Annotated in this window: 7 protein-coding genes; 4 read left to right on the top strand and 3 right to left on the bottom strand. The window is 46.6% G+C overall.

The window, feature by feature from the left end:
• Positions 1 to 712: 712 nt before the first annotated feature.
• Both K1Y79_RS15290 and K1Y79_RS15285 read right to left on the bottom strand, forming a co-directional pair.
• Positions 713 to 4,777 carry a DEAD/DEAH box helicase gene (locus K1Y79_RS15290; RefSeq protein ID WP_220251041.1) on the bottom strand — a complete coding sequence of 1,355 codons (4,065 nt, stop codon included), beginning with the start codon at positions 4,775 to 4,777 and terminating at the stop codon, positions 713 to 715.
• 18 nt (positions 4,778 to 4,795) lie between these two features.
• Positions 4,796 to 5,209, bottom strand: coding sequence for a response regulator (locus K1Y79_RS15285; protein ID WP_220251040.1), 414 nt, complete (start codon positions 5,207 to 5,209; stop codon positions 4,796 to 4,798).
• Between the two features lie 157 nt (positions 5,210 to 5,366).
• Here K1Y79_RS15285 and K1Y79_RS15280 point away from each other — a divergent pair, with 157 nt between their 5' ends.
• Both K1Y79_RS15280 and K1Y79_RS15275 read left to right on the top strand, forming a co-directional pair.
• On the top strand, positions 5,367 to 11,483 hold the full coding sequence (locus tag K1Y79_RS15280) for a HAMP domain-containing protein (protein WP_220251039.1): 6,117 nt from the start codon (positions 5,367 to 5,369) through the stop codon (positions 11,481 to 11,483).
• Positions 11,484 to 11,511: 28 nt separating this feature from the next.
• Positions 11,512 to 12,792, top strand: coding sequence for a sensor histidine kinase (locus K1Y79_RS15275; RefSeq protein WP_236059651.1), 1,281 nt, complete (start codon positions 11,512 to 11,514; stop codon positions 12,790 to 12,792).
• 69 nt (positions 12,793 to 12,861) lie between these two features.
• On the opposite strand, the gene K1Y79_RS15270 is transcribed toward K1Y79_RS15275, so the two are convergent.
• Positions 12,862 to 15,279: a glycoside hydrolase family 3 N-terminal domain-containing protein gene (locus K1Y79_RS15270; RefSeq protein ID WP_236059650.1), complete on the bottom strand. Its 2,418-nt coding sequence runs from the start codon at positions 15,277 to 15,279 to the stop codon at positions 12,862 to 12,864.
• A 220-nt stretch (positions 15,280 to 15,499) separates the two neighbouring features.
• Here K1Y79_RS15270 and K1Y79_RS15265 point away from each other — a divergent pair, with 220 nt between their 5' ends.
• Positions 15,500 to 15,703, top strand: coding sequence for a DUF4172 domain-containing protein (locus K1Y79_RS15265; RefSeq protein WP_220251037.1), 204 nt, complete (start codon positions 15,500 to 15,502; stop codon positions 15,701 to 15,703).
• A 174-nt stretch (positions 15,704 to 15,877) separates the two neighbouring features.
• A complete protein-coding gene (locus tag K1Y79_RS15260; protein ID WP_220251036.1) occupies positions 15,878 to 16,543 on the top strand; it encodes an isochorismatase family protein in 666 nt (221 codons plus the stop codon).
• Positions 16,544 to 16,704 lie beyond the last annotated feature (161 nt).

Genomic DNA, 16,704 nt, shown 5'->3' with positions numbered 1-16,704 from the left:
ATTATCCTGGGAAAAAATGGGCAAAACCTGACAGCTGGCTGCTAACAGGAACTCCAGGAAACGATTTTGTAGCTATCGGCTTTTTTTCAATTTGTGAAAGATTCCCTCGGATGGTGGGGGTATTATCCGGGGAAGAAATGGGCAAAACCTGACAGCAGACTGCTAACCGAAACTCCGGGAAACGATTTTGTAGCTATCGGATTTTTGTCAATTTGTGAAAGATTACCTCGGATAGTGGGTGTATTATCCGGGGAAGAAATGGGCAAAACCTGACAGCAGACTGCTAATCGAAACTCCGGGAAACGATTTTGTAGCTATCGGCTTTTTTTCAATTTGTGAAAGATTACCTCGGATGGTGGGTGTATTATCCGGGGAATAAATGGACAAATCAGTGAGAAGAAAACACAGTTTTCCCGCTGCCTTTTTTATGAAAGCAGGCGTTTCAAAGGATAGTAAAAAAGTAAGATTTGGGGAGAGCAATGCTTCGGCTCAAATGCCTCGCTATAGCGGGATCCGAGCCGAAGTAGAAAAGTGTTTCATAGGATAATAGTACACGCTAAAGATAATCAAATTTTGATATCAGGTAATTATTTCTTCTCTTTTTAAAATAATTAATATTAAAATGATGAAAAATGCGTTGTCACATTTGAAGCAAGGATGCCAGCCTGCAGCATAACTATCAGTATTGCTGTGGATATACAGCCTGAAATGATTATTTATCTGCCCTTGAAATAAGTGACAGTAGCTCCTCAGTAGATAATTTCCCGCTGATATCTGTCCCTTCCAGCAGCCTGTCAGCCAGGTCTCTTTTACTATTGTGCAGGGCAATAATTTTCTCTTCTATCGTATGTTTTGTGACCAGTCTATAGATGGTTACCGGCCTGGTTTGTCCGATACGATAAGCCCTGTCAGACGCCTGTTCCTCTACTGCCGGGTTCCACCAGGGATCAAGATGTATTACATAATCCGCCGCGGTGAGGTTCAGCCCTGTACCACCGGCTTTCAGGCTGATAAGGAATAATGAGCCGGCGCCTGACTGGAACTGCTGTACTACCTTTTCTCTTACCGGAATAGGTGTACTGCCATCCAGGTAGCAGTAGGACACGTTCATCTCATCGAGCGCAGTCCTTACCAGGTCCAGGTGCCGTACATATTGGCTGAATACAAGCGCACGGTGATTGTTGTCGATAAGTTCCCGTACAATTTCGAGGAATACTGCCAGTTTAGAAGATGGTATCCGTATCTCAGGGTCTATCATCTGAGTATTACAGGCAGCCATGCGCAACTTCCCTATTTCCGTGAGCGTATTCAGATTATGCTTACTATTCTTATCCTGACTATACTTTTTGATATTCTCGACAGCCTTCAGGCGTAAAGCTTCATAGAAGGAGGCTTCATCCGGAGAAAGAGATATCATTTTTACAATCTCTGTTTTTTCAGGCAATTCATCCAACACTGCGGTTTTCGTACGGCGCAGCATGAATGGGCTGATCAACTTACGCAGGTGTTTTGTAACACTGCTTTCTGCATTGTAGATGACAGGTGTGGTAAATTGCTTGTTGAAATAAGGCAGGTTGCCCAGCAAGCCTGGATTGATGAAATTGAACAGGTTCCAGATCTCTGTCAGATGATTTTGTACCGGAGTACCCGTCAGTATCAGCCTGAAATCGGCCTGTAAAGACATAGCCGCTTTGGATGTTTTTGTCTGATAATTTTTAATGGTATGCGCTTCATCCAGTACAACTGTATGCCAGGGTATACCTGCCAGCAGCTTACCTTCAGACTGTAATATGCCGTATGTGATCAGTATTACGTCAAACGGGCCGGCTGTTTTCAGCATTGTATGCCTTTTGGTATTGCTTATCTGCCGTACCTGCAGGGAGGGTGCAAATTTGTATAGTTCGTTGGTCCAGTTGGGCAATACGGATGCCGGACATACTACCAGGGCAGGTCCTTCCTGTGCCCTATGCAGTAATAGTGCGATAGCCTGTACAGTTTTACCAAGACCCATATCGTCAGCGAGACAGGCCCCTGCACCCCATGCGGCCAGTCGCACCATCCACCGGAAGCCCTCTTCCTGGTAGGGGCGTAACTGCGTTTGCAAAGTAGCAGGTATGTCGGCATGTATCGTTGCAGCAGCTGCCTGTCTGGCACGTAAGGCCTTCCAGTGTTCGTCTGCTTCTACGCTGCCGGCATATTCCAGCAGTTCGTCCAGCATATGTGCTGCGAGAGGTTGTATTCTGAGTTGCTGCTGTTCTTCTATGGCCACGGTAGCCAGTTCATTCAGCTGCCGGTATAGTTTGCCGGTTAGAGACAGGTACTCGCCTTTCCCGATAGTTATAAAGCGGGAATGGCTGTTTTTGACCGCATCCAGCAGGTCTTTGAGAGATAGTACAGTCGTTTCATCTACTCGCAGGTCTCCGTTAGCGGCAAACCATTTGCCATCTACCTTTCTGATGTTAACCCGTAACTGCGTCTGATGTTCTATTGTACGTACCTGTAGCCGCTGGCCTTCAGGCCATTCTGCAGTAGCCAGTTCCGGGTGTCGCTGTATGACTTCCAGCAAATGAAGGCAATCCAGCGGATCGTCGAAAATGATAGTATCATCTACTATCTCTTGTACGACAGATTCCTGTATGTGTATCATCAGCTGGGCCAGATGTTGCTTTTCTGCCTCCAGATCGCGGGTAACCTGACATCTCTCTCCATTGGTCACACCGATCAGATGCCGGGCCCCTTCTCCTGGTTTGCAGTAAGGAGGGTCATTGACAAATGGTTTCACAAAGAATGAGGCTTTCAGCGCATCTCCTGTCGGCTGCAATTGTACGCGTATACGGGCATCGCCGGCACGTTGCCGGATATTTAAGACCGCGGTGTCATCCAGATTGGAATGCACAGTGATGTGTGCACCGATATTGCGCAATGCCTGTAGCAACTTATCTTTTCCTTCTGCCGGCACGGTTTCTATCTGCCGTAAAGTCAGCAGGACAGATCGCTGCTGCGAAGTAAGCCTGATCACTTTCAGCCGGGTAGCCGATTCTTTGACGAGTATCGTTTCATTGCTATAGTCGTCTATATTGGTACTGAATACATACCCCTTCCCTGTTTTATTGACCACCAGTTCGGGTTGTCCTTTAAGGATCTCTATCGGGATCTCGGGACTATCCATCATGAATATATAGGGATGGCCGCTCAGCTCATGCCATACGTTCTCTCCGAAGGCATAGGTTTCAGTGCCATAGGTATGATAACTTTCCTTCACAACACAGCCGCCTATCCTGATATCCTGGTCGGTCATGTTTTCTATCTGTGCGTCTTTCAGCTTGCGTAGTTCTACTGTCCTGCCCCTACTCCAACCGGTATCTGACTGGCTTTGTACAACAGGTACGATCTCTGATTTGATAATATCTACCAGGTAGGCCAGGCGGGTGATGACAGGTACTTTTTCTTTTTGCGGTTTCAACGTTTCCGGAAGGATCAGCACATTTAACAGCCGCTCCCAATCGGGTACAGGTTGCGTACGTGCGAAGACCGGTTCTTTGGATATATATGCGGATAATTCCCGGAAAGTCTTTTCATTATTCAGGTACGCCTGATCACGGAACAGGTACAGCAATTCGTAGGTAAGCAGTCGGTACCGGCGTTGGATGCCATGATGCAGCACGACCTTCAGGAAAGGCGCATAGTTTTTCAGCAGTTTGCTTTTGGGGTAGAATAGCTGAAGACAGATCAGCGACAGAAAGGAGAGCAAGTATTTCTCCGGTTGCCGGGACGTAGTTTCCAGCAGTATCTGCAGGATGTGTTCTGCTTTTTCCTTCCGGCCATTATGGAAATGCAGCAAGGCAATAGCAGGTGTGATATCCTGGAAGAGTTTCTTATCGTATGCGGCGACCACTTTATTGATCACAGGATAGGACTTTTCTTCCGGAGAAACAGTCAGCGTATATGCGTATAGGAATGCAAACAGTGGCGAGGTTGGAATGGTATGTTTCTTATCTTGTTGCCTTTGCTGTTTGATACCCTGTTCAAATGTGGTCAGGGCCTTTGCTGGAGCGCCTTCATATAGATGGATGACAGCCTGTGCATAGATGGCGTCTGTGCCGGTAATTTCTTCCCTGATATTCCCGGTATGTAGTGTCACTTCAGCCTGAGCCAATGTGGCAGGATCCGTTTTTATCAGGCTGGCAACCCGTAATTGTAATGCCTGTAATGCCTCCGGGGCACTCATTGCCAGCAGGTGTTGCTTTACTGCTGCGTGATAGATACTGATAACACTATCTGTATCAAATAGCTGGACCAATCCTTCATATTCCGGGTAATATAAGAGGTAGCAGAGATAGGGAAAATACTCAGCCAGTTCAAAGCTGATCTTCCTGACAGGTTGCAGCAGCAAAGACCTGTCTCCGGTAAAGAAAGCAGTGAGTAATTGTTGCAGTTCCTGCAGGCGTGCGCTGGTACTGTAGAATGAGTATGGTTTGGCATGATCCAGTAGCCGGAGATATACCGGCTTTCTGATGTTTACGGGAAACAGCAGAAAGCCGAGTTCAGGAATGAGTGCGTAGTTACCAGCAGGGTTGTAATAGCCCAGTCCTTTTTCTTTGAGTAATTCCAGTATGTCCAGTATCCTGTCCTGCGGCATTTCCTGCACGCGGTTCACCGCATCAATGAAGGTATAACGCTCCAGTGGGTAGAGGTATATGGACAATACGTCTGTCACGATGCGGGTATCGGCATCGAGGGAATAATACTGCTCAGTATAAAAAGAATGATTCACCATGTCTGGTGCAAGTTCCGATCATTCTTTGACAAAAGAAAGCATATACCGTGCGGTGGTCAGGAAAGAAGCAAGATCATTAGGTTTTGTGATATAGTCTTTTACGCCAAGCTCAATGCTTCGGGCTTTGAATACAGGAGACGTTGATGTGCTCCAGATAATCTTTGGAATATCGATAAATCGTCCCTGGTCATTCAGTTCTTTTACTACTTCAACACCGGTTAATTCAGGAATGTTATAGTCCAGGATCATGAGTGCAGGAACATCTCCTTCGCCCATGCTGTCCAGATATTTAACGAATTTTCTGCCATTAGGGATGCACACCAGTTGCCAGGTGGGATCAATTTCTTCTATAGCGTTTTCCAACAGCTCCTGATCATCTATATCATCTTCTGCCAACAGGATCAGCCTCTTCGAATGGCCTGAAAGTTGCATCTGTTAAGTTGTTTTTAAAGAAACAAAAATAATCAACTCAAACCACATAATACATAACATCTATATGCGATAGTCAAAAGATCCGTATCGATTGATAGACACAACTTAAAGAAAATTCTAACTCACTTATATAAGGTCTTAGCCTAACACCTTCAACATGAACACGCGGAGAAAAAATCCCGATAATACTGCCTTGTCCGAAACAGATGTGGAAAAGACTCCACAAGTTTCCACAACCAAGCGCAAGAAAGAAACCAAGCAAGTATACGAGCCTGTAGCCGATGAACTGGATTTGCGACAACTATTGCAGGTACTTTCAGAGGTCAGAAGCGGTAACTTCTCTGCAAGGATGCCCGCCGATAATATCGGTCTGAGCGGTAAGATCTGTGATACCCTCAATGAGATCATTTCGCTCAATGAAACGCTGGTAGAAGAGCTTACACTGGCCAGGAACACCATTGGTAAAATGGGACGCCTGAACCACCGTGTAGTGATGCCACGTACTGCGAGAGGCTCGTGGGATACAGCCGTTGTTTCTATCAACACATTAATATCTGACCTGGTTCACCCGACAATCGAAATAGCACACGTAATCAGCTCTGTAGCCAAGGGTAACCTCTCGCAGGAAATGCCGTTACAGATCGAAGATCACGTACTGCAGGGAGAATTTGCGCGTATTGCTACGGAAGTGAACGGCATGGTAAAACAGCTGAACCTCTTCTCCCGTGAGGTAACCCGTGTAGCCCGAGAGGTGGGTTCTGAAGGTAAGCTGGGCGGACAGGCAAAAGTAAAAGATGTAGCAGGGGTATGGAAAGACCTGACAGACTCCGTAAACCAGATGGCAGGTAACCTGACAGCCCAGGTGCGTAACATCGCAGATGTAACGACTGCGGTGGCAAAAGGAGACCTGTCGAAGAAGATTACAGTAGATGTGCAGGGAGAGATCCTTGAACTGAAAGATACGATCAACACCATGGTGGACCAGCTGAACTCCTTCTCCTCAGAGGTGACCCGTGTGGCCCGTGAGGTAGGTACAGATGGTAAACTGGGTGGTCAGGCCGAGGTAAAAGGAGTGGCAGGTACCTGGAAGGATCTGACCGACTCTGTAAACCAGATGGCGTCTAACCTGACTGGCCAGGTGCGTAACATTGCTGAGGTAACCACAGCAGTAGCCCGAGGCGACCTCTCCCGTAAGATCACCGTGGATGTACGCGGGGAAATCCTGGAGCTGAAAAATACCATGAATACCATGGTGGACCAGCTAAACTCTTTCTCTGTCGAGGTAACGCGTGTGGCCCGTGAGGTAGGTTCTGAAGGTAAGCTCGGCGGACAGGCAACTGTAAAAGGTGTAGGTGGGGTATGGAAAGACCTGACAGACTCTGTAAACCAGATGGCAGGTAACCTGACAGCCCAGGTGCGTAATATCGCCGATGTAACTACAGCGGTGGCAAAAGGAGACCTTTCCCGTAAGATTACGGTGGATGTAAAAGGTGAGATCCTGGAGCTCAAGAATACGATTAATACCATGGTGGACCAGCTGAACTCCTTCGCTTCCGAAGTAACCCGTGTGGCGTTGGAAGTAGGTACAGAAGGTAAGCTGGGTGGCCAGGCAAAAGTACAGGGTGTAGGAGGTACCTGGAAAGACCTCACCGACTCTGTAAACCAGATGGGATCCAACCTGACAGCCCAGGTACGAAACATCGCTGAGGTAACAACAGCGGTGGCAAACGGTGACCTTTCCAAAAAGATTACCGTAAATGTGGAAGGTGAGATCCTTGAACTGAAAAAGACCATCAATACCATGGTGGATCAGCTGAACTCATTCGCCTCTGAGGTAACCCGTGTGGCACTCGAGGTAGGTACAGAGGGTAAGCTGGGAGGCCAGGCTAAAGTACAGGGCGTAGGTGGTACCTGGAAGGATCTGACAGAGTCAGTAAACCAGATGGGATCCAACCTGACCGCTCAGGTGCGGAATATTGCCGAGGTAACTACCGCGGTGGCAAAAGGAGACCTCTCCCGTAAGATTACGGTGGATGTAAAAGGAGAGATCCTTGAACTGAAAAACACCATCAATACCATGGTGGATCAGTTGAACTCCTTTGGTTCTGAAGTATTCCGTGTGGCCCGTGAGGTGGGATCTGAAGGTAAACTGGGTGGACAGGCAGATGTACCTGGTGTGGAAGGTCTGTGGAAAGATCTGACAGACTCTGTGAATATCATGGCCTCCAATCTGACATCACAGGTACGTAATATTGCCGAGGTGACCACAGCGGTGGCCAACGGTGACTTGTCCCGTAAAATTGAAGTAGACGTTAAAGGAGAGATCCTTGAACTGAAAAATACCATCAACACCATGGTGGAACAGCTGCGCGCATTTGCCTCTGAGGTAACGCGTGTGGCCCGTGAGGTAGGTACTGACGGTAAGCTGGGTGGTCAGGCATTTGTACCAGGTGTCGGTGGTACCTGGAAAGACCTGACAGACTCCGTGAACCAGATGGCCGGTAACCTGACAGCACAGGTACGTAATATCGCGGATGTGGCAATTGCCGTGGCCAACGGAGATATGTCCCGCAAGATTACGGTAGACGTACGCGGAGAGATCCTGCAGCTGAAAGAAACCCTGAATACCATGGTGGACCAGCTGCGTGCATTTGCCTCTGAGGTTACGCGTGTGGCCCGTGAGGTAGGTACTGACGGTAAACTGGGTGGACAGGCTTTCGTACCTGGTGTAGCAGGTACCTGGAAAGACCTGACAGACTCCGTAAACCAGATGACCGGTAACCTGACATCCCAGGTGCGTAATATCGCCGAAGTAACCAAGGCGGTAGCATCCGGTGACCTGTCTAAAAAAGTAACCATTGACGTAAAAGGCGAGATCCTCGATCTGAAAAACACCATCAATACCATGGTGGACCAGCTGAACTCTTTCGCCTTTGAGGTAACCCGTGTGGCCCGTGAAGTAGGTACAGAAGGTAAGCTGGGAGGTCAGGCGGAAGTACAGGGCGTTGGTGGTACCTGGAAAGATCTGACAGATTCCGTGAATATGATGGCCTCTAACCTGACAAACCAGGTGCGTGGTATCGCCAAAGTAGTAACGGCGGTGGCAACCGGTAACCTTAAACAGAAATTATCCATCGTATCCAGAGGCGAGGTTGCTCAGCTGACAGAAACGATTAATGAAATGATCGATACCCTGGCCCTCTTCGCTGATCAGGTAACGACAGTAGCCCGGGAGGTAGGTGTGGAAGGTAGACTGGGCGGCCAGGCAAGTGTACCAGGTGCATCCGGTATCTGGAAAAACCTGACAGAAAACGTGAACCAGCTGGCGGAAAACCTCACTACCCAGGTACGTGCCATCTCTGCGGTGGCATCTGCGGTAACCAAAGGTGACCTGACCCAGATGATCAGAGTAGAAGCGAAAGGTGAGGTGGAAGAACTGAAAGATACCATCAACCAGATGATTGCCAACCTGAAACAAACAACATTACGTAACCAGGAACAGGACTGGCTGAAATCCAACCTGGCCAAGTTTACTCAGATGTTGCAGGGGCAAAAGGATCTTAATACGGTAACCCGCCGTATCCTGTCAGAACTGGCACAGGTAGTAAACGCACAGAAAGGTATGTTCTACATCCTGGAACAGGAAGAGAACCTGCTGAATCCAAAACTGAAATTATTTGCTGCATACGCCTATGGTAATGAGGTAAGCGTATCCCGCGAGTTTGCACTCGGACAAGGCCTCGTAGGACAGTGTGCTGTTGAGAAAGAACGTATACTGCTCACCAACGTACCGTCTAATTATATCAAGATCAGCTCCGGACTGGGAGAAGCTACGCCGGTGAACCTTATCGTACTGCCGGTATTGTTTGAGACCGAAATTAAAGCGGTTATCGAACTGGCTTCCTTTGATACCTTTAGCCAGACACACCTTGACTTCCTGAGCCAGCTGACGGAAAGTATCGGTATCGTACTGAATACTATCGAGGCTAACTCAAGAACGGAAGATCTGCTGGAACAGTCGCAGTCCCTCGCCGACGAGCTGAGAAGAACAAATGAAGAGCTGCAGGACAAAGCCCACCTGCTGGTGAAACAGAAAGAAGAGGTAGAAGAGAAGAACAAAGAGGTGGAAGAGGCAAGAAGATCACTTGAGGAAAAAGCCGAACAGCTACAGCTTACTTCCAAGTATAAATCAGAGTTCCTGGCGAATATGTCGCACGAGCTACGTACGCCGCTCAACTCATTACTGATTCTTGCACAACAACTATATGAAAACCATGATGGCAACCTGAATGAGAAACAGGTACGTTATGCGAAGACCATCCATAGCTGTGGTGATGACCTGATACAGTTGATTAATGACATTCTTGATCTGTCCAAGATCGAGTCAGGCTATATCTCTACTGACTTTATCAAGGTACGTTTCAATGAAGTGGTATCCTTTGTGGAAACTACGTTTAAACATATCTCAGAAAGTAAAAATCTGCGCTTCCGTATTGAGATGGATGAACAGCTGCCTCAGTCGCTGGAAACTGACGTACAGCGTCTGAACCAGATCCTGAAGAACCTGTTGTCCAACGCCTTCAAGTTTACAGAGAAAGGAGAAGTGAAGCTGCGTATCTACGAAGCGAAACGCAACTGGCGTCTGCTGAATGGAAGCCTTGACAGCGCAGACAGAGTAGTAGCCTTTGAAATCAGAGATACTGGGATTGGTATTTCTAAAGACAAGCAGAATATTATCTTTGAAGCCTTCCAGCAGGCCGAAGGGTCTACCAGCCGTAAGTACGGAGGTACTGGTCTGGGATTGTCCATCAGCCGTGGACTGGCCGATCTGTTAGGTGGTTCTATTCAACTGGAAAGCGAGGTAGGAAGAGGTAGCGTATTTACACTCTATCTCCCACTACATTACAATCCGGCTGCCATTAAGAAAGAGAAGCAGAGCAGTCTGACAGTAGGACAGTACCAGTTGCCTGAAGGCTACGAAACGACATTGATACAACAGCATCAGCCGCCGGTAAAACTGCCTGAGACAAAAGATCTGGAAGGACTGAATGAGATCATCAACGAAATAGGCGATGATAGAACACATATCATCGACTCTGATAAGGTAGTACTGATCGTAGAAGATGACGTACGGTTCGCGAAGATCATGCTGGAGAAAGCCCACGAGATGGGATTGAAGGTAGTTGTAGCTACCAGCTTCGGCGATGTATTCGATCTTACTAATAAATACAATCCGATAGCAGTAACACTGGATGTAAAACTGCCGGATGCCAGCGGATGGCGCGTGCTTGACCTGTTCAAGAATGACATTAACCTGAGGCATATTCCTATTCACCTCATATCCGGAGAGGAGAATCGCCTGCTGGCTATGCACAGAGGCGCGCGGAGTTTTAGCCTGAAGCCATTAAAAGCAGAAGCGCTCAATGTATTGTTTACCAGTATCGTAGAACACGACAGCCGTAAAACCAAGAAGATACTTGTCGTGGAAGACAATGAACCGGATGCATCTCAGATAGCCAGGATACTTGACAACGGAGATCTGATAGACATGGACTTTGTTGAGAACGGGCGCGCTGCTATTGATAGAATCAGCAGTACCGTGTATGATTGTATCATCGCTGACTATATGCTGCCGGATATTGACGGAGCTGAATTTGTAGCCAGTCTGAATACTGTAAACAGATATAGTACTACACCAGTGATCGTGTACTCCGCAAAAGACTTCACGACCACTGAGAAGTCCAAATTGAAGCAGTATGCCAATAAAATACTACTCAAAGGCGTTAATTCATTGGACCTGCTGCTTGAAGAAACTATCATGCAGCTGCATATCAATCATGGATCCCTACAGCCGGAAAAAAAGAAGTTAATAGAAGATCTGCGTTCACAAAAAGACGTGCTGATTCATAAAAATGTCCTGGTGGTGGATGATGATGTGCGTAACCTGTTTGCTTTAACTACCGCCTTTGAGCGTTTCCATATTAACACTATTACAGCAGAAAGTGGCAAGGAAGCTATGAATATCCTGAGTGAGAACAATGATATCGACATTGTACTCATGGATATTATGATGCCGGAAATGGATGGATATGAAACGATGCAGAAAATAAGAAGAGAGCATAAGAACAGCGCACTGCCAATCATAGCTGTTACAGCTAAGGCTATGAAAGGTGACAGGGAGAAATGCCTGGAAGCGGGTGCTTCAGATTACATTACTAAACCATTAAAAATTGATCAGTTGTTATCGTTGATGCGTGTTTGGTTGTATAGATAATGTATAAAGTATTCAATTGAAAAATTAAATGATTTTGCAGGAACAGGACTTAATTAAAATATTAGTTGTTGATGACCGGCTGGACAATTTGTTATCTATTGAGTCCATACTGGAAAGGGAGAGCTATACGATCGTAAAAGCAAATTCAGGTAGGGCCGCGCTTAAAATCCTGTTGAAGGAATTTGATTTTTCATTAATACTGATGGATGTGCAGATGCCGGATATGAACGGATTTGAAACAGCTGCACTGATCTATCAGCGGGATAAGCTCAAGGATATTCCGATCATATTTATTACGGCACACAGTCATGAGGAAGAAGCTATCTTCAAAGGATATAAGGTTGGTGCGGTAGATTTTATCTACAAACCTATCAATCCGGAACTACTGCGTGTCAAAGTAGGCTTGTTTGTTGAATTGTATCGTAAAACACAATCCCTCATTGCACAGGAACAGAAGCTGTTGACGGCTAATGCTTCCCTGCAGCGGGAGATTGAGGAAAGAGAGGCTTCCGAACTGAAAGTCCGGGAGCTGAACAGACAACTGATACAGAACAATATTCACCTGAAAGCCGTCAATGAAGAGTTGGATCGCTTTGCCTATATCGCCTCTCATGACCTCCAGGAACCACTCCGCAAGATCAGGGTATTCAGCGATATCATCCTGCAAAAGAAAAGTGCCGTAGGTGATGTAGACAAATATGTGGAGAAGATCACCAACGCAACAATCCGTATGCAGCAACTGGTAAGTGATCTCTTACGCTTCTCCCGTCATTCCATACAGGGTGGCGATTTTACCGTATGTGATCTGAATGAACTGGTAAAAGACGCTTTAACAGAACTGGAAATTAAGGTGCAGCAATATAATGCCAGCATCAGGATTGAAAAGCTACCGTCTATACAGGTTATACCGACATTAATGCGGCAGGTGTTTTATAACCTGATCAGTAATGCATTGAAGTTCCGCAGAAAGGAAATAGCGCCTGAAGTACGCATATATGCAGAAAGTGTAACATCCCCTGATCCGCAGATAAAAGAGCGGCCTGATGGTAACTACTACAAGATCTTTGTAGTGGATAACGGTATCGGCTTTGAGAGCCAGTACGTGAATGACATCTTCGTTGTGTTCAAACGCCTGCATAGCTATCACGAGATAGAAGGTACCGGAATAGGACTATCTATATGTAAGAAGATCATGGAGCAGCATAATGGGTTCATTACCGCAACCAGTAAGATAGATAATGGGTCAACCTTTATTATCGGACTACCTGAAAAACAGGCTAAACCGGCGAATTTGACGCTAATGGAATAAACATCAAACTCATTATAACAAGAGCGGCCATCTCAGTTGAGATGGCCGCTCTTGTTATAATACGATAGATCAGTATTTACACACTACTTCTTGTTTTACCTCAAAACTTCCGTTTAGGCGGATATCTTCGGAAGAAGCGCCTACCATCACACTGAATGTACCCGGTTCTACTACCCATTTCATATCAATATTCAGCAGCCTGAGATCATCGGGCAACAGCTCAAAAGTGACTTGTTGCTCCTCTCCTGGTGCCAGGTGGATACGCTGAAACTTCTTCAGTTGCTTTACCGCTGTAACAACAGTTCCTGCATCATCACGGATGTACAATTGTGCCACCTCATCACCAGCTACTTTGCTCGTGTTCTTTAATTTAAAGCTGATACTTACCTTCAGATTATTGCCGGAAGCCTGTACGTTTGTTTTCAGATCCTGATAATCAAACTTAGCGTAGCTCAGACCATGGCCGAAACTATATAAAGGTTTGGCGTCCATCTCAACATAGTCATGTCTGGAAGCATGCTTATAGTTATAATATACAGGCAATTGGCCAACAGATTTAGGAATTGATATCGGGAGACGGCCTGCAGGATTGTAATCGCCAAACAGTACATCAGCTACCGCATGACCACCTTCCTGACCAGGATACCATGCATTTATAATAGCAGGTACGTTTTGTGCAGCCCAGTTAATATTCAGTGGGCGTCCTTCTATCAGTACCAGCACTACCGGTTTGCCGGTAGCAGCAATACGCTGCAGCAACTGATTCTGTAATCCCATCAGATCCAGGCTTACCCTATCATACCCTTCGCCACTTTCCATATCGCTGACTGCTACTTCTGATGCTTTCACTTCCGCAGCGCCGGTACTCTGAAAGGTAGTACCGAAATCACGTGCACTGGAACCTCCCAGTACTATAACAACTGCATCTGCCTGTTCAGCAGCAGCAACCGCTTCGCTGATATTAGCATGTGCCGTATCACGGATAGCACAACCTTTTACATAAGTAACTTTGGTGTCAGGAGATACCTTTGCTTTAATACCCTCTAAAACAGTAACAATCTTCTCATCTGGTTGAGGCGCGGTATAGTCCCCCAGCTGGTTATAGATATTGTCGGCATTAGGGCCTATTACAGCCAGATTTTTAATTGTCTTCTTCAATGGCAGCAGTTCCTGCTCATTCTTCATCAACACGATAGAAGCTGCCGCTACACGCCTGGAAAGTGCCTTGGTTGTCTCGGTACCCACTGCTTTCTCAGCAGCTGCCGGATCAACATAAGGATTTTCAAACAGTCCCATGTTGAACTTCAGTCTCAGTACATGTGCAACAGCGGAATCCAATGTAGCCATAGCCACCTTCTTATTATTTACAGCTTTGATCAGCGCATCGCCGTATGCTTCTCCACCAAGATCTGCATCCAGTCCGGCGTTAATAGCCATTGCTGCTGCTTCTTCCATAGTGGCCGCCACACGGTGGGTAGAGCGTACACCTGGAATGCCGCCAAGATCAGATACTGAGAAACCACGGAAGCCCCATTGCTTTACGAGTACGTCTTTGAGCAGGAAGCTGTTAGCGCTGCACGGCACCCCGTCAATGGAGTTGTAGGAAGCCATGATGGATTGCGCGCCGGCTTTAATTGCTGCCTGGAAAGGGGGCAGGTAAGAAGAATAGAGGTCACGTACGCCGGTCAATGCAATGCCGCCATTATGACCTCCCTCAGGAGAGCCATAAGCTGTAAAGTGCTTAAGCGTAGAAACCACATTGCTGCCGCTACGAAGGTTATTCCCCTGGAAGCCTTTCACCATAGATATACCCATCTGACTGATCAGATAAGGATCTTCTCCGTAAGTTTCCTCCAGCCTTGACCAACGGGGCTCACGTACCAGGTCCAATACAGGACCATAACCGATATGAGCGCCCTGTACACGCGCTTCTTTTGCAATAGCGCCTGCCATCTCCTGGATCAGTGCAGGATCCCAGGTACTGGCCTGCCCGATGGAGGTAGAGAATACTGTAGTACCTATCGCCATATGCCCATGAGGACATTCTTCAGCCAGTAACAGCGGAATCCCCAGGCGGGTATTTTCCATCATATACCGCTGCATAGCATTAGTGGCGATAGCAGCCTGCTTCGGCGATAACCCCGTTACTAACGTCTTTTTAGTCCATGGGTCAGCTCTTAGCGTCGCCCAGAAACTACCAATATGTCTTTTATCCATCACCGACTTAAACGTCTCGCTAATACCGACAGAATCACCGTTCTTCTCGTACATCTCCCATCCCAGCAAGGTGCATATCTGGCCTGCCTTCTCCTCAAGCGTCATTCTTTTCAGCAAGTCTTTCACCCTGGACTCGACCGGAGCAGCTGGATTTTTGTAAATAATCGTGTTGGCTTTCGTCTTACTGGCTTGCCCGAAGGCCTGAGTGCCTAATCCGAATACAGCTATGCAAAGCATGACATAGCTACGGGTTCCGGCGAATTTTTTCATGTTCATTGGACCTGTTGATAAGATTCTATTATGTTGAGTTAATTGACAATCATTCGATTAATCAGGTTTGATAGTAAAAATAACAAGTCTGTAATGGATTTTAAGAATAATTTTAAAGAAGGACATGTGCGGTGAATAACACGCTTATTCTCCGCAAATTATGCGGTGAATAAGGTTGGTTACTGTAGAATCTGTAAATTCACCGCATAATTTGCGGAGAATGTTCACTTATATACACGAGCTTAATGAATGGCCTAACTTTACCTGGAAGAACGACCAGCTTACGGTTAAGCTGGGAGCTGTAAGGCACCGGCAGGGAAAGATATTGGGACAAATGGAGATGCTCGGTGTACCCTTACAAGAGCAGGCTGTTCTCAAAATGCTCCCAGGATACAGCACTGCGCGACATACAATACCTTGTTGAAAAAGGTATGCTGGAAAAAGCACCACTCAGTGGCAGAAACACGCACTACCTTTTAAAAAAAACCTGATTTACCCCTTCGATAATTTATACAACATTTCAGGGCATATGGCAATTGCCCCCCTCTCGCCGCATAAATACCTTTGATGTAATAATTCACTAACTAAATTATACATCATGTCTATTGCGACTAAACACACCGAAAAAGAAGCTCAACCATCTCCGGCACTGCTGTCTCCAGATAACCACACACTCGTACTGATCGACTACGAAGGACAAATGGGTTTTGCTACCAAAAGCATTGATCTTATTGAGCTGCGTCAGAACGTAGCACTGGTAGCCGGTGGCTCAAAGATCTTCAATGTTCCTACAGTTGTAACCACCGTAGCCGAAGATAGCTTCAGTGGTCCGGTATTTATGGAACTGGAAGAAGCATACCCTAAAGCTACTTCCGGTTACATTGACAGAACATCTATGAACACATGGGAAGATATTAATGCCTACAGAGCAATCGTTGGTAAAGGAAAGAAAAAACTTGTGCTGGGTGGTCTGTGGACAGGTGTATGTATAGTAGGTCCTGCATTATCAGCCATCGCTGAAGGTTATGAAGTATACATCATCACTGATGCCTGCGGCGACGTGACTACCGAAGCGCATGAAAGATCTGTACAACGTATGATTCAGGCGGGTGCTATTCCGGTAACTTCTGTACAATATGTACTGGAACTGCAACGCGACTGGGCAAGAACAGGTACCTATGAAGCAGTTACTACCCTGATGAAGAAACATTCCGGTGGTTACGGTATCGGTATTCACTATGCACACAATATGCTGAAACACTAACAGCCATCTTTATAGCAGCGCTTCGCTGCATACATCACAACAGGACAGGGCCTTTCATTATCTGTGAGAGAGGCGCAGTATATGTGCCTCTCCTTCACAGATCCATCGTCTTGATGCCCCACTAATTCCAGGTTTTAATAAAACAGTGGTCGTTCAAATAC

It is taken from the genome of Chitinophaga rhizophila, from assembly GCF_019492185.1.
In the GTDB taxonomy this organism is placed as follows: Bacteria; Bacteroidota; Bacteroidia; order Chitinophagales; family Chitinophagaceae; genus Chitinophaga; species Chitinophaga rhizophila.
Note: the sequence above shows the minus strand (reverse complement) of the source record. Positions and strands in the feature narration are given on the sequence as shown.

Excerpts from the sequence above, each read along its gene's own strand:
- K1Y79_RS15265 (WP_220251037.1), top strand. The coding sequence starts at position 15,500 with ATGTTCACTTATATACACGAGCTTAATGAATGGCCTAACTTTACCTGG.
- K1Y79_RS15290 (WP_220251041.1), bottom strand. The coding sequence starts at position 4,777 with ATGGTGAATCATTCTTTTTATACTGAGCAGTATTATTCCCTCGATGCC.
- K1Y79_RS15280 (WP_220251039.1), top strand. The coding sequence starts at position 5,367 with ATGAACACGCGGAGAAAAAATCCCGATAATACTGCCTTGTCCGAAACA.
- K1Y79_RS15270 (WP_236059650.1), bottom strand. The coding sequence starts at position 15,279 with ATGAAAAAATTCGCCGGAACCCGTAGCTATGTCATGCTTTGCATAGCT.
- K1Y79_RS15285 (WP_220251040.1), bottom strand. The coding sequence starts at position 5,209 with ATGCAACTTTCAGGCCATTCGAAGAGGCTGATCCTGTTGGCAGAAGAT.
- K1Y79_RS15275 (WP_236059651.1), top strand. The coding sequence starts at position 11,512 with ATGATTTTGCAGGAACAGGACTTAATTAAAATATTAGTTGTTGATGAC.
- K1Y79_RS15260 (WP_220251036.1), top strand. The coding sequence starts at position 15,878 with ATGTCTATTGCGACTAAACACACCGAAAAAGAAGCTCAACCATCTCCG.